The sequence below is a fragment of the Enterococcus sp. AZ050 genome, from assembly GCF_051715085.1.
GTDB classification, from domain to species: domain Bacteria; phylum Bacillota; class Bacilli; order Lactobacillales; family Enterococcaceae; genus Enterococcus; species Enterococcus faecalis.
In genome coordinates this window covers 2,570,937-2,597,496 of sequence record NZ_JBIOTC010000001.1, presented here as the reverse complement: position 1 = coordinate 2,597,496, position 26,560 = coordinate 2,570,937, and the positions used below count along the sequence as shown (strand labels likewise).

Sequence of the window (26,560 nt, the reverse complement as noted above, 5' to 3'; positions counted from 1 at the left end):
CTATCTCAATTGTAACTGAGTTAACAAGTTTGCTAAATGTTCTTCTGAAAAGTTGGGAACATTTGCTTTGATTTTTTCTAAAACAGCGCTGCCTTCTGCTAATTGATGTGTTAGCGCATCTTTCGCGCCAGCAATCCCTAGAAGAGCTGGATACGTACTTTTATTCAACGCTTCATCTCGGCCTACTTTTTTACCTAAATCTGCTTCTGTACTTGTGGCATCTAATAAGTCATCACGAATTTGAAAAGCCAAGCCATAGTGATGCGCAAACTGTGTCAGTAAACCAATGACTTCTTCTGTTTGATTGGCTAATACGCCCCCAGCAATTAAGGCGAATTCAATTAGCGCTCCGGTTTTCTTTTCATGAACAGCCGCTAACTCTTCTAAAGTCAAGCTGACTTTTTCTCCTTCAATATCCCCCATTTGGCCGGCAACCATGCCTTGATTCCCCGCTGCCTTTGCCAGTTGTTGCATCAGTAAAACTTTTTCACTTAAGCCTAATTGGCTCAAAGAAAGTAACTGAAACGCGCCTGTTAATAAGCCGTCCCCTGCTAAAATGGCAGTCGCTTCACCAAACACTTTATGATTGGTTGGTTTGCCACGACGTAAATCATCATCGTCCATTGCTGGTAAATCATCATGAATTAATGAATACGTATGAATCATCTCTAAAGAGGCAGCCACTTGATAGTCTTGTGTTTCCATCTCTTTTTGAAAAGCGGCCACTGTTGTTAACACTAATAGCGGGCGTAATCGTTTGCCACCTGCGTGTATTGAGTAGAGCATTGCTTCTTTCAAACGCTCATTTTCAGTATATTCTGCGATAAAATCGACCATGACTTTTTCAACCAACGGTAAATGCTGTTGACTAAAATTCGTCATTACGCTTCCTCGCTCTCTTCAAAAACAATTTCTTCATTGTTTTCTGTCATCATTTTCGTTAAAGTTTTTTCCGCTTTTTCCAATGTATCTTGACATTGTTTACTTAATGCCATGCCCTCTTGAAAGGCAGCTAAGGCTTCTTCCAAAGGAACATCTCCTCGTTCTAAGCGCTGAACGATTTCCTCTAAGGCATTTAATGATTCTTCAAACGTTTTTTCTTTTGCTGGCATGTTAAAACTCCTCTTTTTTCGCTGTTATTGTTTCGACGTTTGCTTGAACTGTACCGTCAGCATAATGAATCGTTAATTGATCTGCTGGCTGTAACTCGGTAACAGTTTTAACGACACGGTCCTCTTTTGTAGTATAACTATATCCTCGACCCATAATTTTGAGTGGGCTGAGTAAGTCTAATTGTTGAACAGCAGACGTGAATTGCTTTTGTTTGTTTAGGAACAATTGTGTCATTTGTGTTTGCAAGTTTCGTTGTAAAAATGCCAATTGTTGCTGACTTTCTCTTAATTGTCCCTTTGGTGTCTGTTGTTGCAATTGAGCGATAATTCCTTGGGCTTGACGTTGTTTTTGGTGATGAATCGTTGTCATTGCTTGGAAAAGACGTTGCGTCATTCGATCTAATTTAATCGTTTGACCTTCATAAAGTCGCTCAGGTTGCTTAAACACATAAGAATTTTGTAGTCGTTGGAAACGTTCTGTTCGTTGTTGCAAGAGATATAAAAAGCTTTGTTCTAAACGACTACGCCGTTCACTAATTCTTAATAGTTCTTCATTTAAAACTGGTACCGCTAGTTCCGCTGCTGCCGTTGGGGTTGCTGCACGAACATCTGCTACCATATCGGCAATTGTCACATCTGTTTCGTGACCAACCGATGAAATAATCGGTGTGGTGGCAGCATGAATGGCCCGAGCCACTTTTTCTTCATTAAATGGCCATAAATCCTCGATTGAACCACCGCCACGTCCGATGATCATCGTATCAAAATCGCCTTGCGCATCGGCTCGCTGAATGTTCCGCACAATGTCATCCGCCGCCTGATTGCCTTGGACCAAGGTTGGAAAAAGGACCAGTTGTGCAATCGGATACCGTCTTTTGACTGTCGTAATGATATCCCGAATAACAGCACCACTAGGACTTGTAACCACAGCGATTCGTTTGGGATAACGAGGCAACTGTTGTTTAGGCCCTTCAAAAAGTCCTTCTTTTCCTAGTTTTTCTCTTAATTCTGCCAATGCTTGATAAAGTGCACCGACACCATCTGGTTCCATATGTTCAATATAAATTTGATAGGAGCCGCTGTTTTCATAAAGCGAAATCCGCCCCACCACCATGACTTTCATGCCTTCTTTTGGTTGAAACTTCAATTTTTGAAAGGCTGATTTAAACATAATTGCAGAAATCTTCGCATGGTCATCTTTTAAACTGAAGTACTGATGCGCGTTCGCTCGGAAACGAAAGTTCGAAATTTCACCTGTTAAATAGACACGTCCTAAGTAAGGATCTGCATCAAATTTACGTTTTAAATACTTCGTTAAGGCTGTTACTGTTAAATACTGTTGCGTCATTTTTTCACCTTACTTTTGTTTTTTTGCTGCCTCGACTGTTTGATACATTAACATGGTAATCGTCATTGGGCCAACACCTTTGGGAACCGGCGTGATATAGCTTGCAATTTCAGAAACTTCATTGAATGCTACATCACCAATCAGTTTTCCTTCTTGATTGCGATTCATACCCACATCAATCACTACCGCACCTGGTTTCACGAACTCTTTGGTGACAAAATGCCCGCGTCCAATTGCTACAACTAAAATATCCGCTTCTTTTGCAACTTCTGCTAAATGTTCAGTTTTAGAATGGGCAATCGTCACGGTCGCATTTTTCATTAACAATAATTGTGCCATTGGCTTGCCAACAATATTGCTTCGACCAATAACCACCGCACGTTTACCTGTTAAATCAATATCATAAGCTTCAAACATCTTCATAATTCCATACGGCGTGCAAGGAATCATTTCAGGTTTGCCTACAAACAAACGGCCTAAATTCATTGGATGGAACCCATCTACATCTTTTTTGGGATCAATCGCTAATAAAATCTTTTCTTCATCAATATGTTTTGGCAAAGGTAGTTGTACAAGAATGCCATGAAAGCGTGAATCTTGATTATATTTGTCAATCTCAGCCAATAATTCTTCTTCTGAAATAGTTTCTGGCAGTTTTTCGACCTTTGACAGAATGCCAATTTTGGCTGCTGCACGTTCTTTATTTCTCACATACGTTTGGCTGGCAGGATTTTCCCCAACTAATAAAACAACTAATCCTGGTTGGATGCCTTGTTGTGTCATCTTTTCTACATCTTTTTGAATCTCTGCTTGCATTTGATCTGCTAATTCACGACCGTTAATTACTGTACTCATTCCTTCGCTCCCTCTATTGTTTCTTTACTTCTTTAATAGTATTTATTTTAGCATATAACCCAGTATCTTACACCAGTTAGATAGTAAAAAAAGATTCAGAGCTTACGCCTCTGAATCAATTTCTTTCATTACATTCGATAACACACCATTAACAAATTTACGTGAACGGTCGTCGCTGTATTTTTTACTTAACTCAACGGCTTCATTTAATGCCACAATGTTTGGCACATCTGAAACGTATAGCATTTCAAAAATAGCTAAGCGTAAAATAACAATATCTATTTTTGCTAAGCGTTGCATAGACCAGTTATTACCTAAATGGTTCGTAATCACTTCGTCTAGTTCTGCTTTGCGGCTACACACACCGCCGACAAGTAAATCTAAATACGTAGGGACTAGGTCTTCGCCATCTTCACTGACGATTTCCCGATTATCATAAGCCAATGCATAATCAATGGCATCTTGTTTGGTTAAATCAGCATTAAAATCTAAAGGAAAAAGGGCTTGGAGCGCTTTTTCACGAATCTCGTGACGGGTTAATTCTGTTTTACTCATTCTCTTCTCCATCTTCATCTTCTGGGAATAATTCATTTAAGTCTGGTTGAGGGATTTTTTCAGGTACTACCGCTACAACATGAATATTCACTTCAACTAAATCAATATCTGTCATAAATAAGACTTGTTGTTTCACACGGTCTTGCATTTCTAATGCAACTTTTGGTACAGAAACACCGTAGTTCAAGTAACAATAGATATCGACTTTTAAGCCTTCTTCTTCTGTTCGTAAATATACACCTTTGCCGTGTGCTGCACGGCCTAATAATTCATTCACATTATTGGCGAACGTGCCACGCATCCCATAAACGCCCTCTACTTTTGAAGCAGCGATTCCGATAATTACTTCAATGACTTCAGGAGCGATCACGATTTCTCCTAAAGAATCGTTTGCATTGATTACAAGATTTTTTTCTTCTGACATTTGGTTGTCCTCCTTATCTATTACGCACAAAATCGTTAAATAAACGATTTATTTGATGAATCACTAAGTCTCTTAAGGATTCTCTTTTAAGCAACGGATGATTCTTAAAAATTAAAACAACACTGGTTTCTTCAGTTAGTTGTGAAAGAACGTCCAAATTTTGCTTATCAATACTCGTTCTTAGTTTATCATTAATTAGCCTATTTCGCTACCAGAAAAGCTAAGTTCTGACTAAAAGAACAGATAATTTCTTGTCATAAATTTCTAATTCAAGCCTTTAGACGTAAAAATAAGAAAGACCAAGTAATTTTGGCTTTCTTATTTTTACGTCTTTATTCTTCAGGATAACGTTCCATTAGTTTCGTCCGATGCTTTTGCATAATCATTTCTAAAGAGATGTCATATTTATCCGCTAAAATAAATAAATTATCCAACACATCGCCTAACTCTTCCGTTAAATTTTCCAGATTCTCTTCATCCGCCAAAACTGTTTCATCCGGTCGATCACGGCCAATTTCAATTGTCCGAATGGCTCGACAAACTTCGCCGACTTCTTCTGTTAAAAAGTTGGAACGAATAAACGGATCATATTGATACCAGTTACGTTTTTTATAAAACGCGCTAATAAACCGCTGATACTCTTGGATATCCATGTTCTCCCAACCTTTATAAAATGATTAATTCTTTTGGCGCGTGTGTCAATACACGATTACCTTCAGCAGTAATCAATAAATCGTCCTCAATACGCACGCCACCAATTCCTGGCAAATAAATTCCAGGTTCGTCCGTAATCACATTCCCTGGTACAAACTGTTTATCTGCTCGGAATGAAACATTTGGTCCTTCATGAATTTCTAACCCAATGCCATGACCAGTGCTGTGACCAAACGCATCGCCATAGCCATAGGAAGCAATATGATCCCGTGCAATCGCATCTAATTGAATGCCCGTCAACCCAGGTTTAGCTTCTGCTAACACTTTTAATTGTGCTTCTAAAACAATGTCATAAATTTCTTTTAGTTTTGGCTGAATACTACCAATGGCAAATGTCCGTGTCATATCAGAAACATAGCCTTCATAATAACAACCGAAATCCAAAGTGATTAAATCACCTTTTTCGATGACTTTATGGCTAGCAACGCCATGTGGCATCGCTGAACGTAGACCGCTGGCCACAATTGTCTCAAAAGAAACACCACTGGCTCCTTTTGAACGCATGAAGAAATCTAATTGATTAGCCACTTCAATCTCTGTCATTCCAGGTTTAATCATCTCTAAGACAAAGGCAAATCCTTGATCCGCGATGGCACACGCTTTTTCAATAATCGCTACTTCTTCTTCATCTTTCACTTCTCTTAATTCTTCAATCAAACCCATTACAGGAACTAATTCACATGGTAAAATTTCTTCCAATAAGCTATAATCAGCGAAACTAACTTGCGTTTCTTCAAAAGCTAAATTATCTAATTGCAAACGTTCAGCTAAATCTGCTACTTCGTCAAAAATATGTCCTGTGTTTTTAACGATAGTAAAACCAGTTGCTTGTTCCGCAGCTTGTTCCGTATAACGAAAATCCGTTACAAAAAAAGCTTTATCTAATGTAATCATTGCCAAGCCTGTTGTCCCAGTAAAATTGGTTAAATAACGTAAATTATACGGACTTGTCACTAAAAATCCTTGTAAATTATTTTCTTTCATTAACTCCCGTAACTTTTCGACTCTTGCCATCATTGGTTCGACCTTCTTTCTTTTTTCTCATTTTTCATTATAGCAAATTTACTTCAGAAAAGCATGAATCACCAAAAAACTTCATCGAGAAAGTTTACTGAAAATTTTACCTTTCCTTATTTTTTGCTTAACACTTTTGTAGTAAACTAATTTAGCGACTTCAAGGAGGAAATTATGAACGTTTATTTATTTCTGGCACTATTTTTCATTATTATCGGCATTTTAAGCTATAGTTTTTTTATTGAACCTAACTGCTTAGTCATACACAAAAATCAAATTAAAGTAACAGAATCAGGGAAAACCTTACGGATTGTTCAACTCTCTGATATTCATTTAAAAAAGAATTATTCTGTGAAGGCCTTAAAACAGATTGTTGAAAAAACAAATACATTACAACCAGACATAGTCGTTTTTACAGGAGACTTATTTGATGATTATGCCCGTTTCGGTATCGAAATTCAGGATGAAGTGAGTCAACTTTTCCGTAAAATTAACGCCCCTTATGGCAAATTCGCTATTTATGGCAACCACGAGTATAGCGGGTTAGATACCAATTTTTACGAAACAATCTTAGAAGCTGCCGACTTTACCGTACTAAAAAACACGGGCAAATTACTGCCTGTCTCACACCGTATCTCCTTGTACGTCGCTGGTTTAGAAGATTCGTTATATGGACAAACCGACTTAGCTGCAGCTTTAGTCAACCGCCCTACTGGAACGCCCACTCTGCTACTAACCCATGAGCCAGATGTCGCAGACTCAGCAGTCAACAAAAACATTGACCTCATTTTAGCAGGACATAGTCACGGCGGACAGATTCGCTTGCCTTTTTTCACTTACAAAAATCAGCTTGCTAAAAAATATACACATGGGCTTTATCATTTAGAAGATGAAACGCCGCTAATTGTTCACCCAGGAATCGGAACCACTAAAATCAGCGCACGCTTTGGTGTCTTACCAACAATTGAACTGATTGAGTTAACTATTTAACTATGCATTAAAAAGACCGCCCCACGTTAGAGAAAACTTCTCACGTTGGACGGTCTTTGATTATGTTCGATTAATGATGAAAATCTTGCTCGTGATCTTCTTCTACTTTCGCTTTTCCTAGCGTATAAAATTTGCTGCCATTTAACCCGAGAATAAATAGCACAACCACTAGTAAAAGAATTGATAAAGATAACAATAAAGTCTGCAAGCCATCGCCATGTGCAACCATTAATTGACGTAAAATTGCGGTTAAACAAATTAAAATCAAATAACGAATCGGAATATGGTGTCCTTCTTGAATATAGCGAAGAATCATCATAATAAACTCAAATAACATAAAGAATGAAATAATTTCTTGCATGATAACTGAAAAATTATCCGGCGTCATTGGCTTCATGAGATATGTAGCGAGGTCAACTAAATAACTAGCCATAAATACTAATAAGAAAACTCCTAAAATCCCTAATACAATATCCAAAATCAAATTCACGTACTTCTTTACTACACTAAAATTCTTCTGCATAATACCCTTCTTTCTTTTGACTCAATTATTTTATAACATGCTTGTTATTACATTAAATATATCATCAATTAACCTTGTCAGACAAGCAGTTAAACCCAATGTGAGATTTTTTTTATTTTAAGATCTTCCTTCATTTTCCGGCTAACCCTTTATGCAAGACAAAAAAAGCTGAATCCGCAGATTCAGCTTTTTAATCGTATTAGTTAGCTACTGGATAAACTGATACTTTAAGATTTATTTTTTCTAATAACTTCTAACTTTCTTCAACACTTATAAAATAGGCGTTTGTATTAAATTCTATCTTCTGATAGTTTTTATATTTTCTTAAAGAGTATGGTCAAAGTATGGTCATTTCATACCTAGACGAATAAAAATAATCTTAATATAATATAGTTAACTACTAGCAAGGAGTTGATTTCTATGAAACCAAATTATGTAGGAACAATTCATAAAATTAAGGTATTAACTACTTATCCAGAAATGTTAGTCCGCTTTTCTTTGCAAACTCAAAAAGAGACTATCAACTGCATTATTTCTAAAAAAGAATTGGCGGATGAATTACTCATGTTACCTGATGGCACAGAGCTTGCTGTTTATGGTAGGTATAATCAAAAAAGACAACTAGTTGTTGTGAAAATGTGTGTGCGGAAAATACACCACAAAAATTTAATTAGCTAATTTTTGTAAAATGGCTAAGCGGAGGATAAAAAAATGGCAATGAATGATTTAGCAAACCACATAATTGCTCGTGCACAAAATACAAAATTAGGAATTACTAATTTACAACTTCAAAAAGTACTTTACTTCACGTTAATCGATGGATTAAAACAAGAAATTATAGATGAATCATGGTTAAGCAAACAGTATGATTCCAATTTTTTTGTTTGGCGATATGGTCCTGTAGTTAAAACTATTTACGAAAAATACAGCGTTTATGGTGGAGCGGAAATTTTTGAGCCTAAAGAAGAAATAGCTGAATTTTCCAAACTAAACACTGTTATTGATTTTCAGTTAAAGCAAAAAGTATCTGAGCTAACAAGCAAAAGTCTGCAACATGATTTTTGGAAAGAAAATATGTTTTATATAGTTCGTGGGCGTAGTAATATCCCTTATCAGTTAGAAAATTTGATTAATGAAACAAAAAAAGGCTTACCTCTCAAACGAGAAGTAAGTCTTTAATTATGGACCATACAGGGCTCGAACCTGTAAGCTAAAATAAACATTACTATTATCATGATATCAGGTTATTTATATGATTAATAAACCTATTTGATAGTTTATGAGCCTTTGGGTTTCGCTGAGTTTGCACTATATATTCTTCCTCGAGTAAATATTTTAAAGCTGTATTTAATCTTTTCCTCCCCACAGAACACACTTCTGCTAAATCAATGTCAGTAATTTTATTATTAGTGTGTGAAAACAAATAATCTTGAGATAAAACAAATAGAATACTAGATTGAAGTTCATTTAAACTCAATGTATCTAAATATGATGCTATAGCATCAAACGAGGATTTACCTACTCTCAAATTATCTATAATATTTTCTTGTCCTTTCACGAGTAAACCAAACATTTCAATGATAAAGATGGTTAATTCGCCATGATTTCTAGGATTTGATGCCTCCGAAAATGCTGTTCCATATACTCCTTTTTGTTTTTTTATAGAACTACTAAAACTAATAGCTGAAAGGAAATCTAACTTTCTTGATAGATAGGAACAAGCAATAAATCTTCCTAATCTTCCATTTCCATCATAAAATGGATGTATATACTCTAAATAATAATGTGATACTACGCACTTTTCTAAAGATGGCACATCATGTTTATTCATAAATTTAACAAGCTTTTCTAGTTCAGAAATGATATATACTTCTGCATTTTTAGAATTGCCAATTCCTTGATGTACTCGTTTACCATTTTTTTCGATATAAACCTTGTCATTTCTAAAAAGATTCCCATCAGGTAAATTCTTTTTTTCAATTTCATCCTCAAGTAATATATCATAAATTTTTCTAATATCTTCAACATTTTTTATATCACTATATTCACTATCTCTAAATTTCATATATAATTTAACCAAACCGTTGAACCGTTTGTTATTAGTAATATTTTTTTCCGCTTCTTCAATTGCTTCACTTATTTCTTTACGTGTACTTTGTACCCCTTCTATATCATTGGTTGCTTTTATTTCCTCTAATAAATTGTTGATAAATACTTTTTTCTGAGCAATAGGTGGCAAACTATGCAAAAGGTTCCCTATTTCCTTTGAATTTTCATATAACTTTTCTCTAAGAAAACTAATTTCTTTCGTTGGTAAATAAAACAATTGAAATTTTTTATCAAACTGCTTTTGTTCTCTGAAAAATGGATGAATTTCAAATGGAAGTTTAATTCCAATAGGATTGTTTACTCTAGCTTCCACTTCTGCATTGTATTCAACTTGATTACCATAGCTATATTTCCTTAGATAAGTATATGTCATCTTTACACCTCTTTTTTGGAATGTATTTTGACAAATTATACCAAAAGGACAAATACAAAGCAACATATTTTACAATATCTGTTTTTTGAGTTCAATATTTTTATGTAAAAAGATGCCGCCTAATTGGGGAAAGGCGGCAAGAGGTAGTAATAAAATGAAAAATAGCTTAGTCGTCAAAATCTAACTCTCTTTCAAATACAATATCATCATCAAAGTCTAAAACATCGGTTACAAAATTTACAAAGAAACATACTCCTAAAATGCTCAAAGCAAGGAAAGGAAAAAGTACTTTCTTATTCTTTATTATCCCATAAATTAAAACCGCAAGCGCTAGAATAAAGAATAGAATTGTAAAAAGTAAGCTCAAAGTACCACCACCTTTTAAAATACTTATCTCTAATTAGATAAAAATAATTTTACATTTTCAACTATTGTAAATCAACCTTTTTTATGGACCATACAGGACTCGAACCTGTGACCGAACGGTTATGAGCCGTTTGCTCTAACCAGCTGAGCTAATGGTCCAAGTAAGAACCACCTTATTGGGGATAAAATAGTTCTTACTGGTTATAGCTTGATATATAATAATTTTACTTTACTGATTTTCAATTTTCAACAAAAAAACGACCGTCTTATTGAGAAAAGACGGTCTGCGTGAAAAAATAAGAGTTTAAATATGTATCAATATTTTACAATATCTGTTTTTTGAGTTCAATAATTTTTATGTAAAAAGTTACCGCCTCGTTTGGGAAAGGCGGCAAGAGGTAGTAATAAAATGAAAAATAAAACTGTTTGGTAAATACATTTTACCGCTTTCTTTTTTGAATTTCAACAAAAAAATGCACCTATCTTAGGACTTGGAAAAGATAGGTGCACCCTTCTTTTACTCTCATAAAAGAAGGTCAAATATGGAAATATCAAAAGGTAACTATATTTTAAATCAGATGTTTTTAAATTTCAAGCTATTTTACAACTGGACAAACAGTCTCTAAACGTTTGTACCATGGAGCATTTTTAGGCCATTTCTCTTTACCAAAGAACGGTATTTCTTTTCCGTTGTTCTCTCTGTATACTGTTTTTATTACTTCTGCCTCATCGCCATGATATAAACGTCGGCAATTCACTCCATTACAGAAGAATGTAGCCCAGTGATCCCCGTTATCTTCTAATTTTCCTGTTTTACTATTAATTGGTCGTTGATATAAACAAAACATCGTTGCTTCTCTCCCTTTTATTGTATTTTGATTGTTATTACTTGAGTTGCTATTGTTTTCGTTTTGATTTCCCATATATTTTTTTATTTGGCTAATAAAATAGTCTTTTACTGCGTTTGTTTCTTTTCCATGCAATTCCCACGAACGATGAGGACATGCTGTAGGAACAAATTCTTTGTGCAATCTTACAGTATCTCTATTAGGTTGCATTCCCCAAAACTTCATATCTTCGGCTACTTGCTTAAATGTCATTTGCTCATTCGCTAAAAAGTCTGCATCGCTAGCGCCCATCGATTGACAAACCTCATAACCAACATAGTTCAAATTTCCATCTGAATTTGCTGTATGCCAAGCTGCGTTGAATGTATCTTCTACACGTGCAATTGTATTTCGATCAATATAATAATGAGCAAAACCATTCGCTAATTGCGTAGGAGACATTACAGCTAAAGCATTAACATATTGCGCAGCAGTCGCATAAATACTTCCTGCATCGTTATGAATGACAACGCCTTTTGGTGTTGCGTTGGGGCGTCTACCAGCAATTCCTCCACAAACAGATTGATTAATTACCTGTACCATCTTTCGGTTCACCTCCTTTATCATTTTCATCTTTTAATTTGCTTAGATGATTTTTAACCCAAGAAGGTAACGGAACACCTAGCTGCCCTAAGTTTTCTGTAATCGAAAGACCATAAACAGCAATGTAAAATAAAACAAAACCATCAGCAATAGATGAGAATCCCATTATTTTTAAATATGGATAGGTCACTATAACTAAACATACAACAAGTAAATGTTTAATTAATCCAGGTAATCCCTTTGTACTATTTCCTTCTTCCCTGTAGATTCCCTTACAAATACCTGTTGCAATATCTCCTAACACAATCCAAACAAACACTTGGATAAAGCCGTTTGAAATTAAATTTTTAAATTCTGCTATTAACGCTTGATTATCAATAATCACCATGTCTTCCACCTTCCAATAATAAAAACCGCTTAGCCTTTGCTAAACGGTTTTCCTGTCATTTTTGTAAATTCATCTTCTGTTATACAAAGTGGTACAAATTCTGCGACCTGTTCAGGAGTAAACAGCCCCCAGTCAAACATTAGCTTAATGTCATCGTATGAATACATTATTCTGCACCTCCGATTTGTTCTTTAATAGCGTCAATTTCTTTTGTATTTTGAAGTGAAGTAAGCATTGTTTTAGAATTGATTTGTGCTAGTAACTCTGCTTTAGCAGCAAGTTCTTCGTTTGCTTGTTTTAAAGCCGAATTATCTACTTGTAAACTAGCAGATAGATTTTCCAACAAACTCAATTTTTTGGAATAATCTTGTGTTACAGCTTCTTCCCACTTACTTTCTTCAAAGTTAAAAAATTGTGACTGCTCATTGGCTAATCCTTCTAGCGGTTGTTCATCAACAAATGGTAAAACTACCGAATATGTGTCGTTAACTTCTTGGGCTTCAAACCCTACTGGATATAAAACTTTATAAATTGTTTTCATCTATGTCATCTCCAATTATGCTTTTTCTAAAACGTAAACTGCTTTAACGGTATATCCTTTTGAACGACTATTTGTTGAATTATAGTCGTCTCCTTGTAATCTTAAACGACCACTAACATTTGCAAATTTAATTTTCTTTAGAGCTACTTCAGGAATAGAAGATGCTGCTGAACCACCATCATAAGAAATTAACGGTTGGTAAAAGAAAGTACCTAAACGAGTTTGGGGGAAATTAAAACTATGTTCAGAATAGGCGTACCGTTCATCGTTTCCTGCGCCAGTATAGCGACCGATCAATAGAATAACTTGACTGATTTTAGAAAATTCACCTAGATCACGATTTTCAGAAGCAGCACAATAAAATCCCTCGCCCCAATTTTCATAAGCAGTCCGCCAAATTCTATCAGCAGTGACTATCTTTCCTCCTATTTGAACGCCATCTTGAAAATTTTTAGTACCTAACACCGTCTCATTACCTACAGCTTTCACTAATTTTCCTTCAACGCCATCAATGGCATCTGCGTGTGTTTTCATGTACTTAACGACACCGTTTTCTTTTAACTGAACAATATCTGCCATTATGCTTCACCTACCTTTTCAAATGTAAAAACTGGTAATGCGTCCAGTTTCGCTTTATCCGTTTTTGACATTAAACCAGCTTTTTCAGCAGTAGCATTGCCGGGAAGTGTTGGAATGATAGTCGTATCAGGCAACGCTTTTACGTCAGCAGCATTCAATACAACTTCTCCTACTTTGCCATTCACCGAGGATACTGTTCCTGCACCTGCATCACCAAGTTTTGCATCTACAAATTCGTTTAGACCTACAACACCAGTTGTACTAGTTTGTACATCAATAGCTACACCGTCTTTTTTTACTACATATAAATCAGGCATTTAATTCTTCATCTCCTTTTACTTTTTCAAACTCCACAGAAGAACCACCGAGTTCCCCAGCATCATAATCGGCTATGATTTTTAACATTTTGTCATATTCTTGTTGTGATATCATAATTCCATCGCTTGGCAAATCTAAGTCTGCACGTGTGATGATCACTGCTCCAGTTTTTCCATTGACAGATAAAACATTTGCCTGTCCGTTCATTATCTCTGATAAACCAAGGATAGCTGAAACATGTGTAATAGGAAAAAACTGACGTTTAATACCATTTTCATCAGTTTCCATCATTCTCTTAGCATCAACCATTGTCTACACCTTCAATCGTAAAAACATTTTGTTTCGGATCATCAACTGTCGCTATAATCAACGCCCCTTCTCCAATTGGGTAATCGACTGTTCCTACCACTTCAACTTCATGATTCTTAGAAAATGAATTATCCTCTAAAATTTCTAGCGTGTTTATATTACCGTATTTGATGGTGTATAGCCGTTCCTCTAACCGATGATATAAATATTCCATATCTGCCAATAAGCGGTCAGAAATTGAATTATGGCGCACTCCTTGAATGTCTACACGTGCATCCATTAGTTCTGCTAACATTGTTCCGCCTGGATCAACAGTTTTTAAAATATCTTTGATTGATTCGAACCATGAAGTGAAATCTGTTTTTTGCGCATCTCGCCATGCTTCAAACTCTTCTTTTCTGACATTCATCCAATCAGTAAAATCGCCTTTATTTTCGTTGATAAAAGCGGTCATGTCTGCGATTAAATCTTCAATAGATTGCCAATAAGAACCCATTTCGCCCTCTGTTTTAGAAGCAGCATTTATTACAAAATAAGAAAAATTCTGCGTTGTGCCGATTAAATCGTCGCCTTTATAAATACTAAAATAAGCTTCTTGTCTGTGTAACGACTGCATAGAATATTCATCAAAGGTATACTGAATAATCCCGTTTTTGGCATCTATGATTTTTGCTGCTCGTTGAATCGGGAATTTATTATTAATAATTGACTCTAAAAAAACTTTGCAGAGACTTAAGTCTAACGGCAAAGCATTTTCTACAATATTTACTTCTAAGACTTCTGTGTTCTTATTCCCTTGACGTACATTAATAATACCGACATAGTTGTATGGTTCGGTTGTACTTAGCGTTGCTTGCCATTTAACCATTTGTGCGCTCCTTTCTAAAAATTAATTACATCACGTGGATTGATTCGTTGCCATTGTGCGCCTTTCCACACTTCAAAATGAAGATGAATACCTTTAGCAAGCCCAGTGGAACCCATTATTCCAACGCGTGAATTGGTCGTTACTTTATCGCCTATAGCTAAATCAACAGAATTTAAGTGACCGTAATAGGTCCAGTAGCCATCATCGTGCTTAATCACTACATAATTTCCACCTGTTCCGTCATAAGTAACGGTTTCTACTGTGCCATTACGTGCTACATAAACTGGGGGCGTACTTCCAGCAGGAACTGAAGCAATATCAATTCCTCCATGAATAACGTTCGTTCCCCAGCCAATTTGATCCCACTCTTGCGTAATCGTATAGCTAGATCGTACAGGATTCATCCACGTTGGATTGCTTGGTTGCAACCCATGCAATTTGTTATACCAGTAAATCGCCATATCAATCCGCTCTGGATGTGTAACTGCTGGTCGCTCAAAGTTGGCTTCAAACGCCATCGTAGCTGTTCCTATATCTGTTAATGCTTTAAATTGTGCAACGGAATATGGATAAGCAGAAGTAGGAATATACTGACCGTTGTGCATATGCCAGTCCAGTAATTGAAGTTGCGTATTAATGTTTCGATAGTCACCACTAATACCAGCTTGTGCTAATAAACGTTGAACATATGCACGACCACTTTCACCAGCTACAGGTGATGTCCACTGAACTAAACCATAGCCAGGACCGCCACCACCTTCGTCAATGTCTGGCATAATACCTGATTCTTGTTCCATATTCCCTAAAATACCGGCGGCTGCTTGTTCGCTGTAGCCTTTCGATTTTAAGAACTGCCAAACCGCCCATGCGTTTTTCTCTTTTTCGGTGGTTAATTCTGGAGGAACTCCTCCTCCTCCTCCGCCAGTACCACCACCAGGGATAAGTTCCTGACCATTTGAATATATTTTCTTAGCACGAATTTCATCCACGTATAAAGTTGATTTGCCATCTTTACCGATAAAATAAATATGATTGGCCAGATGCCATTGATTCGTTCCCGCTATTAACAAACCAGTACTTGTTTGATTAGATAAACCGATAATATTTTTAGGACTATCTCCTACAAGCAATAACGATTTGCCATCTGTAACTACTGGATTTCCGTTAACATCGTTTAATTCAGGAAAAGGGTTTCCTTTTGTTCCCATTGAACCAACGTGATTAGCCCCATCCCAAAACTCCATGCCTTTTTTTGTTAACTGCATAATTTTTTTACTATTATTTCTGATTTCTAACAAACCATTGACTAATCTCAATACATCGCCTGTTTTGTTAAAAGAGTTCTGAAATACATTTGCATCGATAATTCCTGTTTTAATAAAATTCGCATTAAACTTACCGTCTAAAGTCCATGCTGTAGAAAATGGACCTTTCCAGCCTTTAGAAGAAAAACCTATACCACTTTTATTAATTCTTAGTACTAATTTTGCTTTTTCTAATTTAGCATTATCACAGAAAAATAAATCTGTAGGTCTGTTTTTTGGCCACCAAATCACGTGACCACCATCATTTCCTGAAATAATATTTGTCACAACATCAATAAAATTACTTGCATATTGTTTACCTGTGTAACCTTTTAATGTTTCAGCAATTTCTTGCTTTTGTTTCTCAAAAAACGTATATTTTGTATCTCCTGCTTCTAAGGATTCTACTCTTTCAGCTAAAGAATCATAAACAATTTTTGTTACTTGTGCAGTGATTTTGATATTATATCTTTCATGAAAAACATTAAACGTATCAAATAAACCAATTGTTCGAAACGATTTAAATCGTTTTGCTAAAGCTGAATCTTCCATTTTTCTTATATTTAATTCAATGGATACTTTAGGTTTATCACAATTAGGGTTTAGTGAAGAAAAATATTTTTTTGCAACGTTGTTTAAACTAGTTTGATTCGTAACTCCTTGTTCTTCTGTAAATTGCACATATTCTGAATAAATCTCTCCATCATAATTGTTAATATAAGGAGAATCAACTTTATTCCCGTATATTCTTTCGGTTTGCCCTTCATTATTCTGAACATCTGCATATGGAAAAACTCTTGTTAATAACCCATCAAAATTAATATCTACTTTTAATCCTGATAAATTTTTTCTATATCTAAACGTTGTAACATGGTCTTTTCCTCGTCTATTCAATAGAGAAAGTTTAAATGGCTCATGTTTCATTTCCCCGCCATAAATTTGATTCAAAGACCCCTCTGTCCCTTTTATACACTGCAAAGGATTTGTCACTTCAATACTTGCAGAGCCAACACGAGTAATATCACTAAATAATTGAATATCACTTTGTTGATCCATTGCCTTTGCTAAATATTCCATTGCTTCTTCACAAGTGGCCCGTTCAAACGTTAAATTTTTAACCGCACGATTTCCTAACTTCATTGTTCGAGATTTTGCATAAACATATAAAACCCCTGTAGCCATATCTTTGTAATGATTATAGATATAAAAAATATGGTAATCATCTTCTGCGTTAGGCTTACATTTTATTTGATAATTATGATCTTCTAATTGCTCCGAATACTTAGCATTAATTGGAAAAGCTAATTCAGCAGTATAAGCTCCATTTCCTTCTTCTGTCACCAAACACTTTTTACAATCAACAAGAACGCCAATTCCTCCCGCTTCAAAATCGGTATCTGTTGGACTATATAAAATAGGCTTCATATCTTTGTTTGCCACCTCGGTTCTAAACTAATCTTTTTTACATTACTACTCCAAGTAATATGGTTTTCTCCTGCATCTAAATAAGGATACATTTGATTGTTCAATAACTTTTTATGTTCATTTACTAAGATTCCATCTACTTCTCGGTATGTTTCCATCACATCAGGATCAGAATCAATAATAATATCTGATGTAACGTTAGAAAATTTTGTTTCTCTTCCGTTAATTGAAATAGTTATATTGCCAGAGCCATATATTTTAATCTTAGGATAAGAAATATAACGTTCTGGATTAAAAATAGAACCTTGCTTATCAAGATAAATTGGATGCATACCGAAAACATTTTTCTTAAATGGAGCAATACTCAGATCAAACGAAAAAGGAACTCCTCTTAATGTCTGAGAAGTCCCTTCAAAATTAGGTTCATTTATTACAATTGCTTGGTAAATATAACTAGGGTCCCAATAAGCTACAAAATCTACATACTCGCCTTTGGTATCTAGTGCTTCAGTGATTAAATCTTCATAATGCTGAATACGATTCATAGTAGGTGATAAATAAAAACACTCCAAGGTTTGTTCTACATTGGTATAGTAACCACCATCATTGACAGCTAGTTTATTTAATCCTGAAACTTCTTCAAGAGTAAACACTCTTTTTGCTTTTTTCTTTTTTGGTCTTTCAGTAATAAATGCATTAAACTCTTTGCTCCAATGATTTCCTAATTTAAACCAACCATCTAACATATTATCACCCACCAAATACTTCTTTATTTTTTAAATCAACAAATTTATAGGTCAAATATTCTGCAATTTGATCCAATGTCTCTTTTGGTAAATTCCCGTAAGCTGTTAAATGTAAATGAATTTCATCACTTGCTTGTTGTTTAGATAAACTTTTATCTACCGCTGTTTGGATATAGCCCATTAACTTATCTAACGGTGCGACAGCTTCTTTTCCAGCTTCACCGCCACCTAACAACTTATTTCCAGAAGCGCCAAAGATTGTTGGCTTAGTTAAAATCCCTCCATCAGCAAACCATTTCACATCAATACCTGATGGATAAGAAATATTTTTACCAAATATCTTTTTCGAATTCCATTTCAAATCAAAATGAGGCATTGGTGGTAGTTCAATTTTTGGAAATTTTAATCTTAAAGATTTAAAAATATTTTTTACAGCATTTACTTTGTCCTCGAAAGAACCAAATAAAAAGCTAGTAACTGTCTTAACTGAAGAAGATAAGATTTTAAATGCCGAATCAGCAGGATCTGAAAAACGTGCCCAAAATTCAGTCCACCATTTCTGTAGCCTATCCCATTGTTTTGAGAACCATTCTGTTATTGAACCCCAATTTTTTATCACAGCAATTACTCCTGCAATAATTCCTGTTACAGCAATAAGTGCTAAAGTGACTGGTCCGCCTAATATTCCTACTAAAGCAGTTAATGCACCTGCAACTCCAGCTAAAATTCCTACTATTGTTCCTACACCTAAAAAAGCCGCTATAAAAGTTTTAACTGGCCCTGGTAAATTTTGAAAGCTTTTAAGAATTTCTGTTAATCCTAATAATAATGGTTGCAATGCAAGAGCTAACTCTTCTCCTATTGGTACTAATGCTAGCTTTAAATCATTCCATGCACCTTGCATTTTTTGACTAGTCGTTGTCGTATCTTCATTTAATTTATCTGCTGCTCCTTGAACATCCTCATAACCACCTTTAACACTCATTAGAGAAGTTAATACTTTTAGACTATTATCTTCTCCTAGAGCACTCCAGACAGTGGAAGCTAAAGATAATGCCTCAGTTTTATTCTCCATCTCACCTAAATCAGTAAGAAGTGACTGGATAACTTCTGCTTGAGAAGCTCCACCATTTTTAAATGATTCAAACAATTCTTTTGATTTTTGAGAGAATGAATCAATATTTTCTTCAATTCTCCCATCTGTTAAAGAAATTCCTATTTCCTTAACAACATCATTTACTTTATCTAAGTTGTATGCTCCATTTCGAGTACCATTTTCTAAAATTTGGAAAGTTTCAGAAGCAGTGAAGCCCATTTGAGCCCATAATTGAGAATACTCTGCCATATTATCGCCAACTTCATCTGCCCATGTACTTCCATTTCTTTGAAGTGCTACTGTAATCATGTCTAAGGCATGCTTTCCAGTAATTCCATAGTTTTCTTGCATTGCTGCAACACCACGAATTGTTTCTTTTAAATCTACTTCAAAAGTATTTTCTAACACTTTGGCATCTTGAACTAACTGACTTAAATCTTGATCGCTCATATCTCCAAGATTTTTAGACACTAAAGCAACGGCATCTGCCGCTTCTGACATATCCTCAAATAAACCACTACGAAAAACATCTGTTAATGCTTGTTCATATTTTTTAGCAGATGCCGTGCCTGCTACTCCCATAGAAGCGTTTAATTTCTTTTGAGCATCTTCTACTTCTGTAAAAGCTTCAATTGTTTTTCCAGCCATATCTTTGGCTTTATCAGACATACCGCTTAAAGCTTCTCCTGCATCTAACAAATTTCCTTTACCTATTTTGTCATCGATTTCTTCTAAAGTATCACCAATTTTATCTAAAGCATCATCTGCTTTATTTGCATCACTTTTTAAACCGTTCAAATCAGAAGAAATTTTTTGTACAGAGTTCCCATCATCAATGGAATCTAACGTTTGTTTCATTTTATTAATATCTGCAGTTTGACCTAATGCAGCCCTACCGATTTTATTTAATGCATTCTCTAGTTGAGAAGAATTGGCTTTTCCTTCTTTAATTGCGGCTACTAAGCGAGTACCTAAAACATCCGAAAAATCATTTATATCCGTTCCTGTAGCTTCAAAAAATGTAGATAAGCGTTGCGTATTTTGAGCTAGTTTTTCTTGTTCCACTTTCATACTTGATAATTGGCCTTTATACCCGTTTAAAGCACCTTCAGTTGCCTCGATTTCTCGTTTAAACTTCCGATACTGCTCTTCACCAATTTCTCCAGATTTAAATTGCCGTTCAACATCTGCTTGAGCACCTTTCAAAGCATCTAGCTTATTCGTGGTTAATTCTATTTGTCGAGAAAGCAATTCTTGTTTTTGCGATAATAGTTCTACATTATTTGGATTTAACTTTAAAAGTCGCTCGACATCTTTTAATTCCTTTGATACATTTACCGATTGATCAACAATACTTTTCAAACCACTTGTAACGCCTTTTGTATCCGCATCAAGCGCAATTGTAATACCCGAGATTTTTTTCTTCGCCATAAATTCTCCTCCTTTCTAAAATGCATCAAAATCTGCCTGAGTTGCTTTTCTTGTTTTAATTTTTGGTTCTGATTTTTCCTGATGATTATCTATCCATTCTTGAACAAAATCTAAACATGCTCCTATTTCCATTAATTGCATTTCCTCGTTAGATAATCCTACTTGTTTACAAATAAAAAGAAATGACTCCGTGGTGAGTACTTCATCACTAGAAGCCATTTCATCATTTACTTTTTTTTTGATTGAATACTATGTGAAATTAATTCTTGAAGTTCATTGGCAAAATCTGACAAAGGTAAAGAATCTAAACTTTCTAACCAAGTAATTGGATCTGGAATACTTGAATCTGCTGCTTTGGCGAATGTCCATACAAAATTATACAACAAAGTTAATTCAACTCGTTTTAAATCATCATATGAGATATTCGTTAACTCAAACTCCCCATCCTCATTTTGATTGTCTAATGCTTTTGCCAAAGTTAATAAATCAGCAAAAAAATCGCTCCCAAACTGCATTTTATACCGTAAAGGAGTAGCTGCATTAGAAGCCAACCTGATTTTAGTCGTGCCAATTTCAATAGTTTTTTCCATGATTAAGCAGCTGCTCCTTTTTCATAAACTTTTGTAAACCATTTATCGTAAACACCTGATGGAGTATCGGGACGTGTTTTGGTTTTTACTGCTTTATCTGAAGGACGTGGGCCAGCACTAAACGTTAGCTCAGAAGTGTTTGGATCGCCAGAATCTTTTGTTGTAGAGCCAATAGTTGGTCTATTTGCAGTGCAATAATATAACACATGGCGAGTTGCTGTTTTATCTCCTTCAAATTGGAACATTAACGCAAAAGGAGAGGTTTCAGCATTTGCATACTCTGTTTGAACTTTATCCGCATCATCTACTTTTTCTCCTAAAATTTCCACTGCAAAATCTTCAGGGATTCTAGCGCATGTATATGTTCCGTCATATCCTTGATTGTTTGGAGAAGTATAGTAATCTACATTATCTGCTTTAAATTTGATTAAATCTCCTGAAGGCTCAATAGACAATTCAACCGCCCCAGGAAAACGAACAGGTGTACCATAAGTAATTTCCCCTGTTTCTGGATTTAACATTGCTTTTGCATAATATACGTTTTCTAAGCCAAACTCTACACGATTTTTTTCAGGACTTCCTACTCTTTCTTTTTGTGCCATTTTTCTTCACCTCTTATTAAATTGTAATTTCATATGCTTTTAAATACATCTGTTCAGATGCTAGATACGTTTCGTAAGTATCAAATGGAATTTTTGCTGTGTTCAGCAATTCCTCTAATTTATTTTCTTCACGAATATTTTTCGTGTTCGTATATAGTTCAATGACAATCTCTGTTTTTTTACAATAGACTGCATTGTCTGCAAAAAAATTAGTACTTGTATTTTCGTAATAAAGTAAATAGGGCAACTCTGGAACTTGCCCAGGTTGCCATTCACGATATGAAATTGGTAATTCCATTTTGTCTAATAACTGTTTCAATTCTTTTAAAGTCATTGTTACGTCAATCTCCTAACCAATTCTTTTTCTAAAGAAGCGATAGCCTTTTCTTCCGCAGCTTCTATATGCGGTTTAGCGACTACCTGGCCGACTTTTCGACCACCCCTCTTTAATGCATGCCCATTTTCTAATAAATGAGTCAAACGATAGGTTGGATCATTTTGATAAATTACTTGTTTTGTTGGCCCTTGTTTTTTCTTTCGCCAATTCCGTGCATATTTTCCTGAACGTTTTGGACTATTTTGCTTCAATTCTTGAAGCGTTTCTTTCGCTACTATTTCAGTAGCTTCTCCTACGTTGATTTCAACTTCTTCCGTGTATTCTCGAACCATCTTACTGATTTCTTTAGAAAGTTCACTAATATGGATTGCCTTAGCCATTAGCATCACCTAAGCTCAAACGACAAACCACTTCAAGTTCTTCGTAACTCTTTTGGTACGTGCGAATAATTTTGTATTTTTTCTCTTCAAATTCAAGATAGTTTTCTCCAGAATATTCATAAGGATGAATAATAAATAAATGAATATTTTCTATTCCATTTTGGCCAGCTTGATAAAATTCTCCTCTACTGACGTTTTCTTTACAAGCCATGACAGGAGTACGCTTATACTTTGGTATCTGATTGCCTATATCATCACTTGTAAAGCCATCATTTTCTAGAAGAACAATATCTAAATCCCATGTTCTATCCATTTTTATTCTCCTTTTCAGAAAGTACTAGATTATGCAAACGAAATTGTAAATTTCTAGGAAGAATACCTTCTCCTCTGGAGCGATAACGCCAAGCAGAATAATCCACAATAAACATCACATGAAGTTCATTATCTAAATCAATGGATACTCCTTGTTCTGTTTGCAATTCGTTGACGACACTTTCAATAATCGTTGATAAATAAGTATCACGATTTTTTGACATAATTCCTAAATTTACTTTTAATAACTCTAGTGTTTGATCACTCATATTTATCACCTAATAAAAAGAGGGAACTATTCTGTTCCCTCTAATAATTTTAGTAACTCTTTTTTGCTAACATTGTTTTTATACTCGATGCCTTTTTCGTCAAGAATAGTTTTTAATTCAGGAATAGTCAGTTTACTTAATGAAGTTTCTGCCAGTCTTGACTCTGGCATTGTTACTCCCCCGCTGGATCTAATGTTACTTCTACAAACGCTTCTGGAAGAACTGGTTTACCGTCATAACGTCCTAATCCTCGAACAGCCGTTTGATCCTCTCTGAATTTATAGTGACCTGACATATCAACTCGAACAGATTCACGTTCTACTAAAGTATATTTATCAAATACACCAAACAAAATTTTATCTTGTGGTAAGTAATTATTGAAAACTACTTTTAATCCTAAGAAATTAGGTTCAGCCAAGTTTGGTAATTGAACAACATCTACCCCATTAGAATTTACATGTAATGTTAACGTTGCAATTCGATTATAATAAGTTTGTCGATGCATTACTGCAACGATTTCTCCTGTGGCATCTTCCCCTGTATCAATTAAGCCCAATACTGGAATCAATTCTTCATACGTTGGTTTTTTCGTTACTTTATTTTTACCAGGAATTTTAGGAAGAATACCATCTGGTTGTTTATCATCTTTCCCTGTTCCTGTAACAATTGCTTTATCTAATCCTTTTGCGATAGAGCGTGCAATTCGTTTCGTTAAATAATCATCTAAATTAATAACAGAATCCTCTAACAGAGAATTATCAATATAGACAATTCGACCAATTTTGAATCCATCAAATTCAACTGCTGTTAATTTAGAATCATCCTCTTCTGGTAATGCGCCTCGCATTTCTAACCAAGTAGCTTCGCTAGTATCTACATCTAAAATTAATTTCACACGTCCTTTGGCAATCACTTTATCTACTAATGGATAAAGAGTGGTAAAATCACCAATGCGCTCACGAATACGATTAACAATAATATCTGGAATAATCAATTCTGCGCCGCTTGGTCCATCAGGCAATACTTGACCGTTTGCACGCATTTGTAATCTTTCACGTAATTCATCATAAAATTCTTTTACATCTGAACGTTCATGATAATCCATAAGATTTTTGTTTCGAGTTTCTTTTTTATCTCCCATTTTTCTTTCTTCTCCTTTACCTGTTGGTTTCTTTTCATTTAATCCGTCTAATTCTTCTTGTAAGGAACGAATTTCTTCCTCTAATTCTTTTTTTTGTTGATCATGAGGCTCTTTTTCTTCGTTGAATTTATTCACTTCATTTTCAACCGCTTGTTGTTCTTCTTCCGTTTCTGCTTCTTCAATTGCAGCCTCTAAATTCTTTTCTCGTGTTTTAAATTCAGCATCTTTTTCTTCTAATGATCGAAGTAATTCTGTTTTACTGGTAATTTTTCTTTGTAGCATAATTTGTTTTAATGCCATGATTAATTCCCCCTATTTTTTAATTGGCTCAATAATTTTTTACGCCATTGCTTTGTTTGTTTTTCACGGTATTGTTCTAATTGTGTATGTCTAGCTTGTACACCTGTATCTTCATATGCAGGAAACGTTACGACTGAAACCTCATGGAGATCGATTTCTTTCAATAGCCATTTAACCGTGCCATCTTCTCTCCAATCTGTTTCTTCATTCAGAATATTAAAGCCAAACGAGCATTGATCAACATCTCCTCGTTTCACACGTTCATAGAGATTTAGGGCATCTGAATCATTTTCATTAATAGTAATTTGTCCCCACAAACCTCTAGAATCAACGCTTAACTTTAATGTTCCTGATTTATTTCTACCTAAAACCAAAGTGGTTTCATGATTGGTCAACGCTCGTATATCATTGCTCAAAGAGCCGTTAAATGCTTCTGGTGAAATTTCTTCAAAAGCACCTGGCCAAAGTTCCGTTTCTTGATTAAAAACAGCGAAATAACCTTCAATGATTTTTTCCCCTGAAGTTTCTTCTCTGGTAGAAAAAGTCGTTGCCATAGAACGTGTTTGATTTTCTTTTACAGTCAATCAGAGTCGCCTCCCTTAAGTTTACTTTGTTCTCCAATCATTCCTTGAGGAATAAAGTTTTCTAAAATAATTAGCTCATCTAAACCAGGCTTAGGTGAATCTCCTATCATATTCAAGACATCATTCCCTGTATAGATTCCTCGAATATACAAATTCATCCCAATTTCCGCTAATTCTTTCGTGTCATAAGCCAATAAACTCTTAGAATTGCATTTAAAATACCAATTCGGATTTTCAAGCAAGCCCTTCGTTAACGTCTGTTGAAAAATATCTGCAATAGCTTTAATTCTTGTACGAACAAAATTGTTATACTCATCTTTATCAAATGAACCAACGCCCAAAATAAATGCTGGAACATCTAATAAAGCTGCTACTGTTTTTTTGTCTATTTCCACTGATTCATTAATCGCAATATCTTTTAAAGATAATGGCTTTACTTGTTGGACATCTAATAGTTCTGCTGGAATAACCCAAGGTTCACCTGGTCTAGATTCTCCTAAATATTTTTCTTTAATTTGATTTCTTCCTGCTTCACTTGCAAGATTTTCATTCATTGCATCTACTTTCACAATAACATTCGGCATATATTGCCCACTCATAAATGATTTTTTTGTTGCATTTGCTTGTCGTAAATTATAGGTAATATCCCTTAAAGGGATTCGATAACCCGTTCCTTTCCATGGTTGTTCTGGATCAGGATTAATTGCAAAATGTAAGACTTCATCTGGTGAATAAGTCGTTGAACCATATTTCACAGAATAGCCATCTTCAAGTTCAATAAAGCTAACTTTAGATGGTTTCAAGGGTCTTAATTCATGAATAAAACCATCTTTCATTTCGGGAAAGACAATAGCATTTCCATCGCCAGGCAATAACATAGAATAAACAATGTTATAGACCCAATTTTTTCTAGTCATATATGAATAAGGTTCAATATCAATTTTTCTAGATAGTTCATTTTTCACACGAACATCGCCATTTTTTGAATTTTCCATTAAATGAATGGTCATTCCCGATACCAAATCGGCTATTTTTTGACAAGCAGTTTTTACTTCTGGATTATCTGAAAGTCTTGTATAGCCTGGTACTAATATTTCTCGAGAAATATCAGACATAAAAAAACCAACCGTAGGATCACTTGAGCCTGATGGTTGGGGAATTTTTGGTTCTGAACGTATTTTATTTGCTTTTTTTCTCTTTTTTGCCACAATAATCATCCTTTACTAT

Annotated in this window: 36 protein-coding genes and 1 tRNA gene; 3 read left to right on the top strand and 34 right to left on the bottom strand. The window is 35.0% G+C overall.

What is annotated here, in order from left to right:
* From IGJ04_RS12760 to IGJ04_RS12725, 8 genes are all read right to left on the bottom strand, one after another.
* On the bottom strand, positions 1-882 hold the full coding sequence (locus IGJ04_RS12760; protein WP_002355879.1) for a polyprenyl synthetase family protein: 882 nt from the start codon (positions 880-882) through the stop codon (positions 1-3).
* The gene (locus tag IGJ04_RS12755; RefSeq protein WP_002355878.1) at positions 882-1,112 is read right to left on the bottom strand and encodes an exodeoxyribonuclease VII small subunit; all 231 of its coding nucleotides are present in this window, start codon (positions 1,110-1,112) and stop codon (positions 882-884) included. The genes IGJ04_RS12760 and IGJ04_RS12755 overlap by 1 nt, the downstream gene beginning before the upstream one ends.
* A gap of 1 nt (position 1,113) precedes the next feature.
* On the bottom strand, positions 1,114-2,460 hold the full coding sequence (gene xseA, locus IGJ04_RS12750) for an exodeoxyribonuclease VII large subunit (RefSeq protein ID WP_016617625.1): 1,347 nt from the start codon (positions 2,458-2,460) through the stop codon (positions 1,114-1,116).
* Positions 2,461-2,469: 9 nt separating this feature from the next.
* The gene (locus IGJ04_RS12745) at positions 2,470-3,315 is read right to left on the bottom strand and encodes a bifunctional methylenetetrahydrofolate dehydrogenase/methenyltetrahydrofolate cyclohydrolase (RefSeq protein WP_033625816.1); all 846 of its coding nucleotides are present in this window, start codon (positions 3,313-3,315) and stop codon (positions 2,470-2,472) included.
* 102 nt (positions 3,316-3,417) lie between these two features.
* Positions 3,418-3,870: a transcription antitermination factor NusB gene (gene nusB, locus IGJ04_RS12740; RefSeq protein ID WP_002355875.1), complete on the bottom strand. Its 453-nt coding sequence runs from the start codon at positions 3,868-3,870 to the stop codon at positions 3,418-3,420.
* A complete protein-coding gene (locus IGJ04_RS12735; protein ID WP_002355874.1) occupies positions 3,863-4,294 on the bottom strand; it encodes an Asp23/Gls24 family envelope stress response protein in 432 nt (143 codons plus the stop codon). The genes nusB and IGJ04_RS12735 overlap by 8 nt, the downstream gene beginning before the upstream one ends.
* Positions 4,295-4,626: 332 nt before the next feature.
* Positions 4,627-4,947, bottom strand: coding sequence for a MazG nucleotide pyrophosphohydrolase domain-containing protein (locus tag IGJ04_RS12730; protein ID WP_002355872.1), 321 nt, complete (start codon positions 4,945-4,947; stop codon positions 4,627-4,629).
* A 13-nt stretch (positions 4,948-4,960) separates the two neighbouring features.
* Positions 4,961-6,025 carry a M24 family metallopeptidase gene (locus IGJ04_RS12725; protein WP_002390179.1) on the bottom strand — a complete coding sequence of 355 codons (1,065 nt, stop codon included), beginning with the start codon at positions 6,023-6,025 and terminating at the stop codon, positions 4,961-4,963.
* A 171-nt stretch (positions 6,026-6,196) separates the two neighbouring features.
* Between IGJ04_RS12725 and IGJ04_RS12720 the strand changes: the two genes are divergently transcribed.
* On the top strand, positions 6,197-7,012 hold the full coding sequence (locus IGJ04_RS12720) for a metallophosphoesterase (RefSeq protein WP_002355870.1): 816 nt from the start codon (positions 6,197-6,199) through the stop codon (positions 7,010-7,012).
* A gap of 70 nt (positions 7,013-7,082) precedes the next feature.
* Here the strand turns inward: IGJ04_RS12720 and psiE are convergent, their stop codons facing one another.
* Complete coding sequence (psiE, locus tag IGJ04_RS12715; protein WP_002355869.1) at positions 7,083-7,535, bottom strand: phosphate-starvation-inducible protein PsiE; 453 nt, start codon at positions 7,533-7,535, stop codon at positions 7,083-7,085.
* A gap of 420 nt (positions 7,536-7,955) precedes the next feature.
* Here psiE and IGJ04_RS12710 point away from each other — a divergent pair, with 420 nt between their 5' ends.
* Together IGJ04_RS12710 and IGJ04_RS12705 are read left to right on the top strand one after the other, a co-directional pair.
* Positions 7,956-8,213: a hypothetical protein gene (locus tag IGJ04_RS12710; protein WP_025193465.1), complete on the top strand. Its 258-nt coding sequence runs from the start codon at positions 7,956-7,958 to the stop codon at positions 8,211-8,213.
* Between the two features lie 33 nt (positions 8,214-8,246).
* Positions 8,247-8,714, top strand: coding sequence for a hypothetical protein (locus IGJ04_RS12705; RefSeq protein ID WP_128704577.1), 468 nt, complete (start codon positions 8,247-8,249; stop codon positions 8,712-8,714).
* A 52-nt stretch (positions 8,715-8,766) separates the two neighbouring features.
* Here the strand turns inward: IGJ04_RS12705 and IGJ04_RS12700 are convergent, their stop codons facing one another.
* From IGJ04_RS12700 to IGJ04_RS12580, 25 genes are all read right to left on the bottom strand, one after another.
* Positions 8,767-10,017 (bottom strand): Fic family protein, encoded by a 1,251-nt coding sequence (locus tag IGJ04_RS12700; protein WP_438840268.1) that lies wholly within the window; start codon positions 10,015-10,017, stop codon positions 8,767-8,769.
* 166 nt (positions 10,018-10,183) lie between these two features.
* On the bottom strand, positions 10,184-10,384 hold the full coding sequence (locus IGJ04_RS12695; RefSeq protein WP_192189258.1) for a hypothetical protein: 201 nt from the start codon (positions 10,382-10,384) through the stop codon (positions 10,184-10,186).
* An 84-nt stretch (positions 10,385-10,468) separates the two neighbouring features.
* Positions 10,469-10,542, bottom strand: a tRNA-Ile gene (locus IGJ04_RS12690).
* A 437-nt stretch (positions 10,543-10,979) separates the two neighbouring features.
* Positions 10,980-11,813: a peptidoglycan recognition protein family protein gene (locus IGJ04_RS12685; RefSeq protein WP_016617618.1), complete on the bottom strand. Its 834-nt coding sequence runs from the start codon at positions 11,811-11,813 to the stop codon at positions 10,980-10,982.
* A complete protein-coding gene (locus IGJ04_RS12680; protein ID WP_010710709.1) occupies positions 11,797-12,201 on the bottom strand; it encodes a phage holin family protein in 405 nt (134 codons plus the stop codon). Before IGJ04_RS12680 ends, IGJ04_RS12685 begins: the two co-directional genes overlap by 17 nt.
* Before the next feature lie 29 nt (positions 12,202-12,230).
* Positions 12,231-12,368, bottom strand: coding sequence for an XkdX family protein (locus IGJ04_RS12675; RefSeq protein ID WP_267547946.1), 138 nt, complete (start codon positions 12,366-12,368; stop codon positions 12,231-12,233).
* The gene (locus IGJ04_RS12670; RefSeq protein WP_002406263.1) at positions 12,368-12,742 is read right to left on the bottom strand and encodes a hypothetical protein; all 375 of its coding nucleotides are present in this window, start codon (positions 12,740-12,742) and stop codon (positions 12,368-12,370) included. The genes IGJ04_RS12675 and IGJ04_RS12670 overlap by 1 nt, the downstream gene beginning before the upstream one ends.
* 15 nt (positions 12,743-12,757) lie before the next feature.
* Positions 12,758-13,321: a hypothetical protein gene (locus IGJ04_RS12665; RefSeq protein WP_240214352.1), complete on the bottom strand. Its 564-nt coding sequence runs from the start codon at positions 13,319-13,321 to the stop codon at positions 12,758-12,760.
* Positions 13,321-13,638 carry a hypothetical protein gene (locus IGJ04_RS12660; protein ID WP_085443288.1) on the bottom strand — a complete coding sequence of 106 codons (318 nt, stop codon included), beginning with the start codon at positions 13,636-13,638 and terminating at the stop codon, positions 13,321-13,323. Before IGJ04_RS12660 ends, IGJ04_RS12665 begins: the two co-directional genes overlap by 1 nt.
* Positions 13,631-13,948, bottom strand: coding sequence for a hypothetical protein (locus IGJ04_RS12655; protein WP_438840267.1), 318 nt, complete (start codon positions 13,946-13,948; stop codon positions 13,631-13,633). Before IGJ04_RS12655 ends, IGJ04_RS12660 begins: the two co-directional genes overlap by 8 nt.
* On the bottom strand, positions 13,941-14,816 hold the full coding sequence (locus tag IGJ04_RS12650; protein WP_438840266.1) for a phage baseplate upper protein: 876 nt from the start codon (positions 14,814-14,816) through the stop codon (positions 13,941-13,943). The genes IGJ04_RS12655 and IGJ04_RS12650 overlap by 8 nt, the downstream gene beginning before the upstream one ends.
* A 14-nt stretch (positions 14,817-14,830) precedes the next feature.
* Positions 14,831-17,545, bottom strand: a complete 2,715-nt coding sequence (locus IGJ04_RS12645; RefSeq protein ID WP_438840358.1) for a phage tail spike protein — start codon at positions 17,543-17,545, stop codon at positions 14,831-14,833.
* Positions 17,542-18,291, bottom strand: a complete 750-nt coding sequence (locus tag IGJ04_RS12640) for a phage tail protein (RefSeq protein ID WP_438840265.1) — start codon at positions 18,289-18,291, stop codon at positions 17,542-17,544. Before IGJ04_RS12640 ends, IGJ04_RS12645 begins: the two co-directional genes overlap by 4 nt.
* 4 nt (positions 18,292-18,295) lie before the next feature.
* Entirely contained in the window at positions 18,296-20,818 is a 2,523-nt protein-coding gene (locus IGJ04_RS12635) for a phage tail tape measure protein (RefSeq protein ID WP_438840264.1), read from the bottom strand.
* 15 nt (positions 20,819-20,833) lie between these two features.
* A complete protein-coding gene (locus IGJ04_RS12630) occupies positions 20,834-21,037 on the bottom strand; it encodes a hypothetical protein (RefSeq protein ID WP_010708347.1) in 204 nt (67 codons plus the stop codon).
* A gap of 8 nt (positions 21,038-21,045) precedes the next feature.
* Entirely contained in the window at positions 21,046-21,408 is a 363-nt protein-coding gene (locus IGJ04_RS12625; RefSeq protein WP_010708346.1) for a hypothetical protein, read from the bottom strand.
* A gap of 2 nt (positions 21,409-21,410) precedes the next feature.
* Entirely contained in the window at positions 21,411-22,010 is a 600-nt protein-coding gene (locus IGJ04_RS12620; protein WP_016632556.1) for a major tail protein, read from the bottom strand.
* A 16-nt stretch (positions 22,011-22,026) separates the two neighbouring features.
* Positions 22,027-22,344 (bottom strand): hypothetical protein, encoded by a 318-nt coding sequence (locus IGJ04_RS12615; protein ID WP_010815465.1) that lies wholly within the window; start codon positions 22,342-22,344, stop codon positions 22,027-22,029.
* A 2-nt stretch (positions 22,345-22,346) separates the two neighbouring features.
* Positions 22,347-22,727 carry an HK97 gp10 family phage protein gene (locus IGJ04_RS12610; protein ID WP_438840263.1) on the bottom strand — a complete coding sequence of 127 codons (381 nt, stop codon included), beginning with the start codon at positions 22,725-22,727 and terminating at the stop codon, positions 22,347-22,349.
* Entirely contained in the window at positions 22,720-23,040 is a 321-nt protein-coding gene (locus IGJ04_RS12605) for a phage head closure protein (protein WP_010708342.1), read from the bottom strand. The genes IGJ04_RS12610 and IGJ04_RS12605 overlap by 8 nt, the downstream gene beginning before the upstream one ends.
* Positions 23,033-23,308 (bottom strand): phage head-tail connector protein, encoded by a 276-nt coding sequence (locus IGJ04_RS12600; protein ID WP_202579501.1) that lies wholly within the window; start codon positions 23,306-23,308, stop codon positions 23,033-23,035. Before IGJ04_RS12600 ends, IGJ04_RS12605 begins: the two co-directional genes overlap by 8 nt.
* A gap of 26 nt (positions 23,309-23,334) precedes the next feature.
* Positions 23,335-23,478, bottom strand: a complete 144-nt coding sequence (locus IGJ04_RS12595) for a HeH/LEM domain-containing protein (protein ID WP_010708340.1) — start codon at positions 23,476-23,478, stop codon at positions 23,335-23,337.
* Positions 23,479-23,480: 2 nt separating this feature from the next.
* A complete protein-coding gene (locus IGJ04_RS12590; protein ID WP_202579500.1) occupies positions 23,481-24,749 on the bottom strand; it encodes a phage major capsid protein in 1,269 nt (422 codons plus the stop codon).
* A gap of 2 nt (positions 24,750-24,751) precedes the next feature.
* Entirely contained in the window at positions 24,752-25,333 is a 582-nt protein-coding gene (locus tag IGJ04_RS12585; RefSeq protein WP_010708338.1) for an HK97 family phage prohead protease, read from the bottom strand.
* Positions 25,330-26,550 (bottom strand): phage portal protein, encoded by a 1,221-nt coding sequence (locus IGJ04_RS12580; RefSeq protein WP_016632552.1) that lies wholly within the window; start codon positions 26,548-26,550, stop codon positions 25,330-25,332. The genes IGJ04_RS12585 and IGJ04_RS12580 overlap by 4 nt, the downstream gene beginning before the upstream one ends.
* Between the last annotated feature and the right edge of the window lie 10 nt (positions 26,551-26,560).

Bases quoted from the DNA above. Each gene is read 5' to 3' on its own strand.
- IGJ04_RS12760 (WP_002355879.1), bottom strand. From the start codon at position 882: ATGACGAATTTTAGTCAACAGCATTTACCGTTGGTTGAAAAAGTCATG.
- IGJ04_RS12755 (WP_002355878.1), bottom strand. From the start codon at position 1,112: ATGCCAGCAAAAGAAAAAACGTTTGAAGAATCATTAAATGCCTTAGAG.
- xseA (WP_016617625.1), bottom strand. From the start codon at position 2,460: ATGACGCAACAGTATTTAACAGTAACAGCCTTAACGAAGTATTTAAAA.
- IGJ04_RS12745 (WP_033625816.1), bottom strand. From the start codon at position 3,315: ATGAGTACAGTAATTAACGGTCGTGAATTAGCAGATCAAATGCAAGCA.
- nusB (WP_002355875.1), bottom strand. From the start codon at position 3,870: ATGAGTAAAACAGAATTAACCCGTCACGAGATTCGTGAAAAAGCGCTC.
- IGJ04_RS12735 (WP_002355874.1), bottom strand. From the start codon at position 4,294: ATGTCAGAAGAAAAAAATCTTGTAATCAATGCAAACGATTCTTTAGGA.
- IGJ04_RS12730 (WP_002355872.1), bottom strand. From the start codon at position 4,947: ATGGATATCCAAGAGTATCAGCGGTTTATTAGCGCGTTTTATAAAAAA.
- IGJ04_RS12725 (WP_002390179.1), bottom strand. From the start codon at position 6,025: ATGATGGCAAGAGTCGAAAAGTTACGGGAGTTAATGAAAGAAAATAAT.
- IGJ04_RS12720 (WP_002355870.1), top strand. From the start codon at position 6,197: ATGAACGTTTATTTATTTCTGGCACTATTTTTCATTATTATCGGCATT.
- psiE (WP_002355869.1), bottom strand. From the start codon at position 7,535: ATGCAGAAGAATTTTAGTGTAGTAAAGAAGTACGTGAATTTGATTTTG.
- IGJ04_RS12710 (WP_025193465.1), top strand. From the start codon at position 7,956: ATGAAACCAAATTATGTAGGAACAATTCATAAAATTAAGGTATTAACT.
- IGJ04_RS12705 (WP_128704577.1), top strand. From the start codon at position 8,247: ATGGCAATGAATGATTTAGCAAACCACATAATTGCTCGTGCACAAAAT.
- IGJ04_RS12700 (WP_438840268.1), bottom strand. From the start codon at position 10,017: ATGACATATACTTATCTAAGGAAATATAGCTATGGTAATCAAGTTGAA.
- IGJ04_RS12685 (WP_016617618.1), bottom strand. From the start codon at position 11,813: ATGGTACAGGTAATTAATCAATCTGTTTGTGGAGGAATTGCTGGTAGA.
- IGJ04_RS12680 (WP_010710709.1), bottom strand. From the start codon at position 12,201: ATGGTGATTATTGATAATCAAGCGTTAATAGCAGAATTTAAAAATTTA.
- IGJ04_RS12675 (WP_267547946.1), bottom strand. From the start codon at position 12,368: ATGTATTCATACGATGACATTAAGCTAATGTTTGACTGGGGGCTGTTT.
- IGJ04_RS12670 (WP_002406263.1), bottom strand. From the start codon at position 12,742: ATGAAAACAATTTATAAAGTTTTATATCCAGTAGGGTTTGAAGCCCAA.
- IGJ04_RS12665 (WP_240214352.1), bottom strand. From the start codon at position 13,321: ATGGCAGATATTGTTCAGTTAAAAGAAAACGGTGTCGTTAAGTACATG.
- IGJ04_RS12660 (WP_085443288.1), bottom strand. From the start codon at position 13,638: ATGCCTGATTTATATGTAGTAAAAAAAGACGGTGTAGCTATTGATGTA.
- IGJ04_RS12655 (WP_438840267.1), bottom strand. From the start codon at position 13,948: ATGGTTGATGCTAAGAGAATGATGGAAACTGATGAAAATGGTATTAAA.
- IGJ04_RS12650 (WP_438840266.1), bottom strand. From the start codon at position 14,816: ATGGTTAAATGGCAAGCAACGCTAAGTACAACCGAACCATACAACTAT.
- IGJ04_RS12645 (WP_438840358.1), bottom strand. From the start codon at position 17,545: ATGAAGCCTATTTTATATAGTCCAACAGATACCGATTTTGAAGCGGGA.
- IGJ04_RS12640 (WP_438840265.1), bottom strand. From the start codon at position 18,291: ATGTTAGATGGTTGGTTTAAATTAGGAAATCATTGGAGCAAAGAGTTT.
- IGJ04_RS12635 (WP_438840264.1), bottom strand. From the start codon at position 20,818: ATGGCGAAGAAAAAAATCTCGGGTATTACAATTGCGCTTGATGCGGAT.
- IGJ04_RS12630 (WP_010708347.1), bottom strand. From the start codon at position 21,037: ATGGCTTCTAGTGATGAAGTACTCACCACGGAGTCATTTCTTTTTATT.
- IGJ04_RS12625 (WP_010708346.1), bottom strand. From the start codon at position 21,408: ATGGAAAAAACTATTGAAATTGGCACGACTAAAATCAGGTTGGCTTCT.
- IGJ04_RS12620 (WP_016632556.1), bottom strand. From the start codon at position 22,010: ATGGCACAAAAAGAAAGAGTAGGAAGTCCTGAAAAAAATCGTGTAGAG.
- IGJ04_RS12615 (WP_010815465.1), bottom strand. From the start codon at position 22,344: ATGACTTTAAAAGAATTGAAACAGTTATTAGACAAAATGGAATTACCA.
- IGJ04_RS12610 (WP_438840263.1), bottom strand. From the start codon at position 22,727: ATGGCTAAGGCAATCCATATTAGTGAACTTTCTAAAGAAATCAGTAAG.
- IGJ04_RS12605 (WP_010708342.1), bottom strand. From the start codon at position 23,040: ATGGATAGAACATGGGATTTAGATATTGTTCTTCTAGAAAATGATGGC.
- IGJ04_RS12600 (WP_202579501.1), bottom strand. From the start codon at position 23,308: ATGAGTGATCAAACACTAGAGTTATTAAAAGTAAATTTAGGAATTATG.
- IGJ04_RS12595 (WP_010708340.1), bottom strand. From the start codon at position 23,478: ATGCCAGAGTCAAGACTGGCAGAAACTTCATTAAGTAAACTGACTATT.
- IGJ04_RS12590 (WP_202579500.1), bottom strand. From the start codon at position 24,749: ATGGCATTAAAACAAATTATGCTACAAAGAAAAATTACCAGTAAAACA.
- IGJ04_RS12580 (WP_016632552.1), bottom strand. From the start codon at position 26,550: ATGATTATTGTGGCAAAAAAGAGAAAAAAAGCAAATAAAATACGTTCA.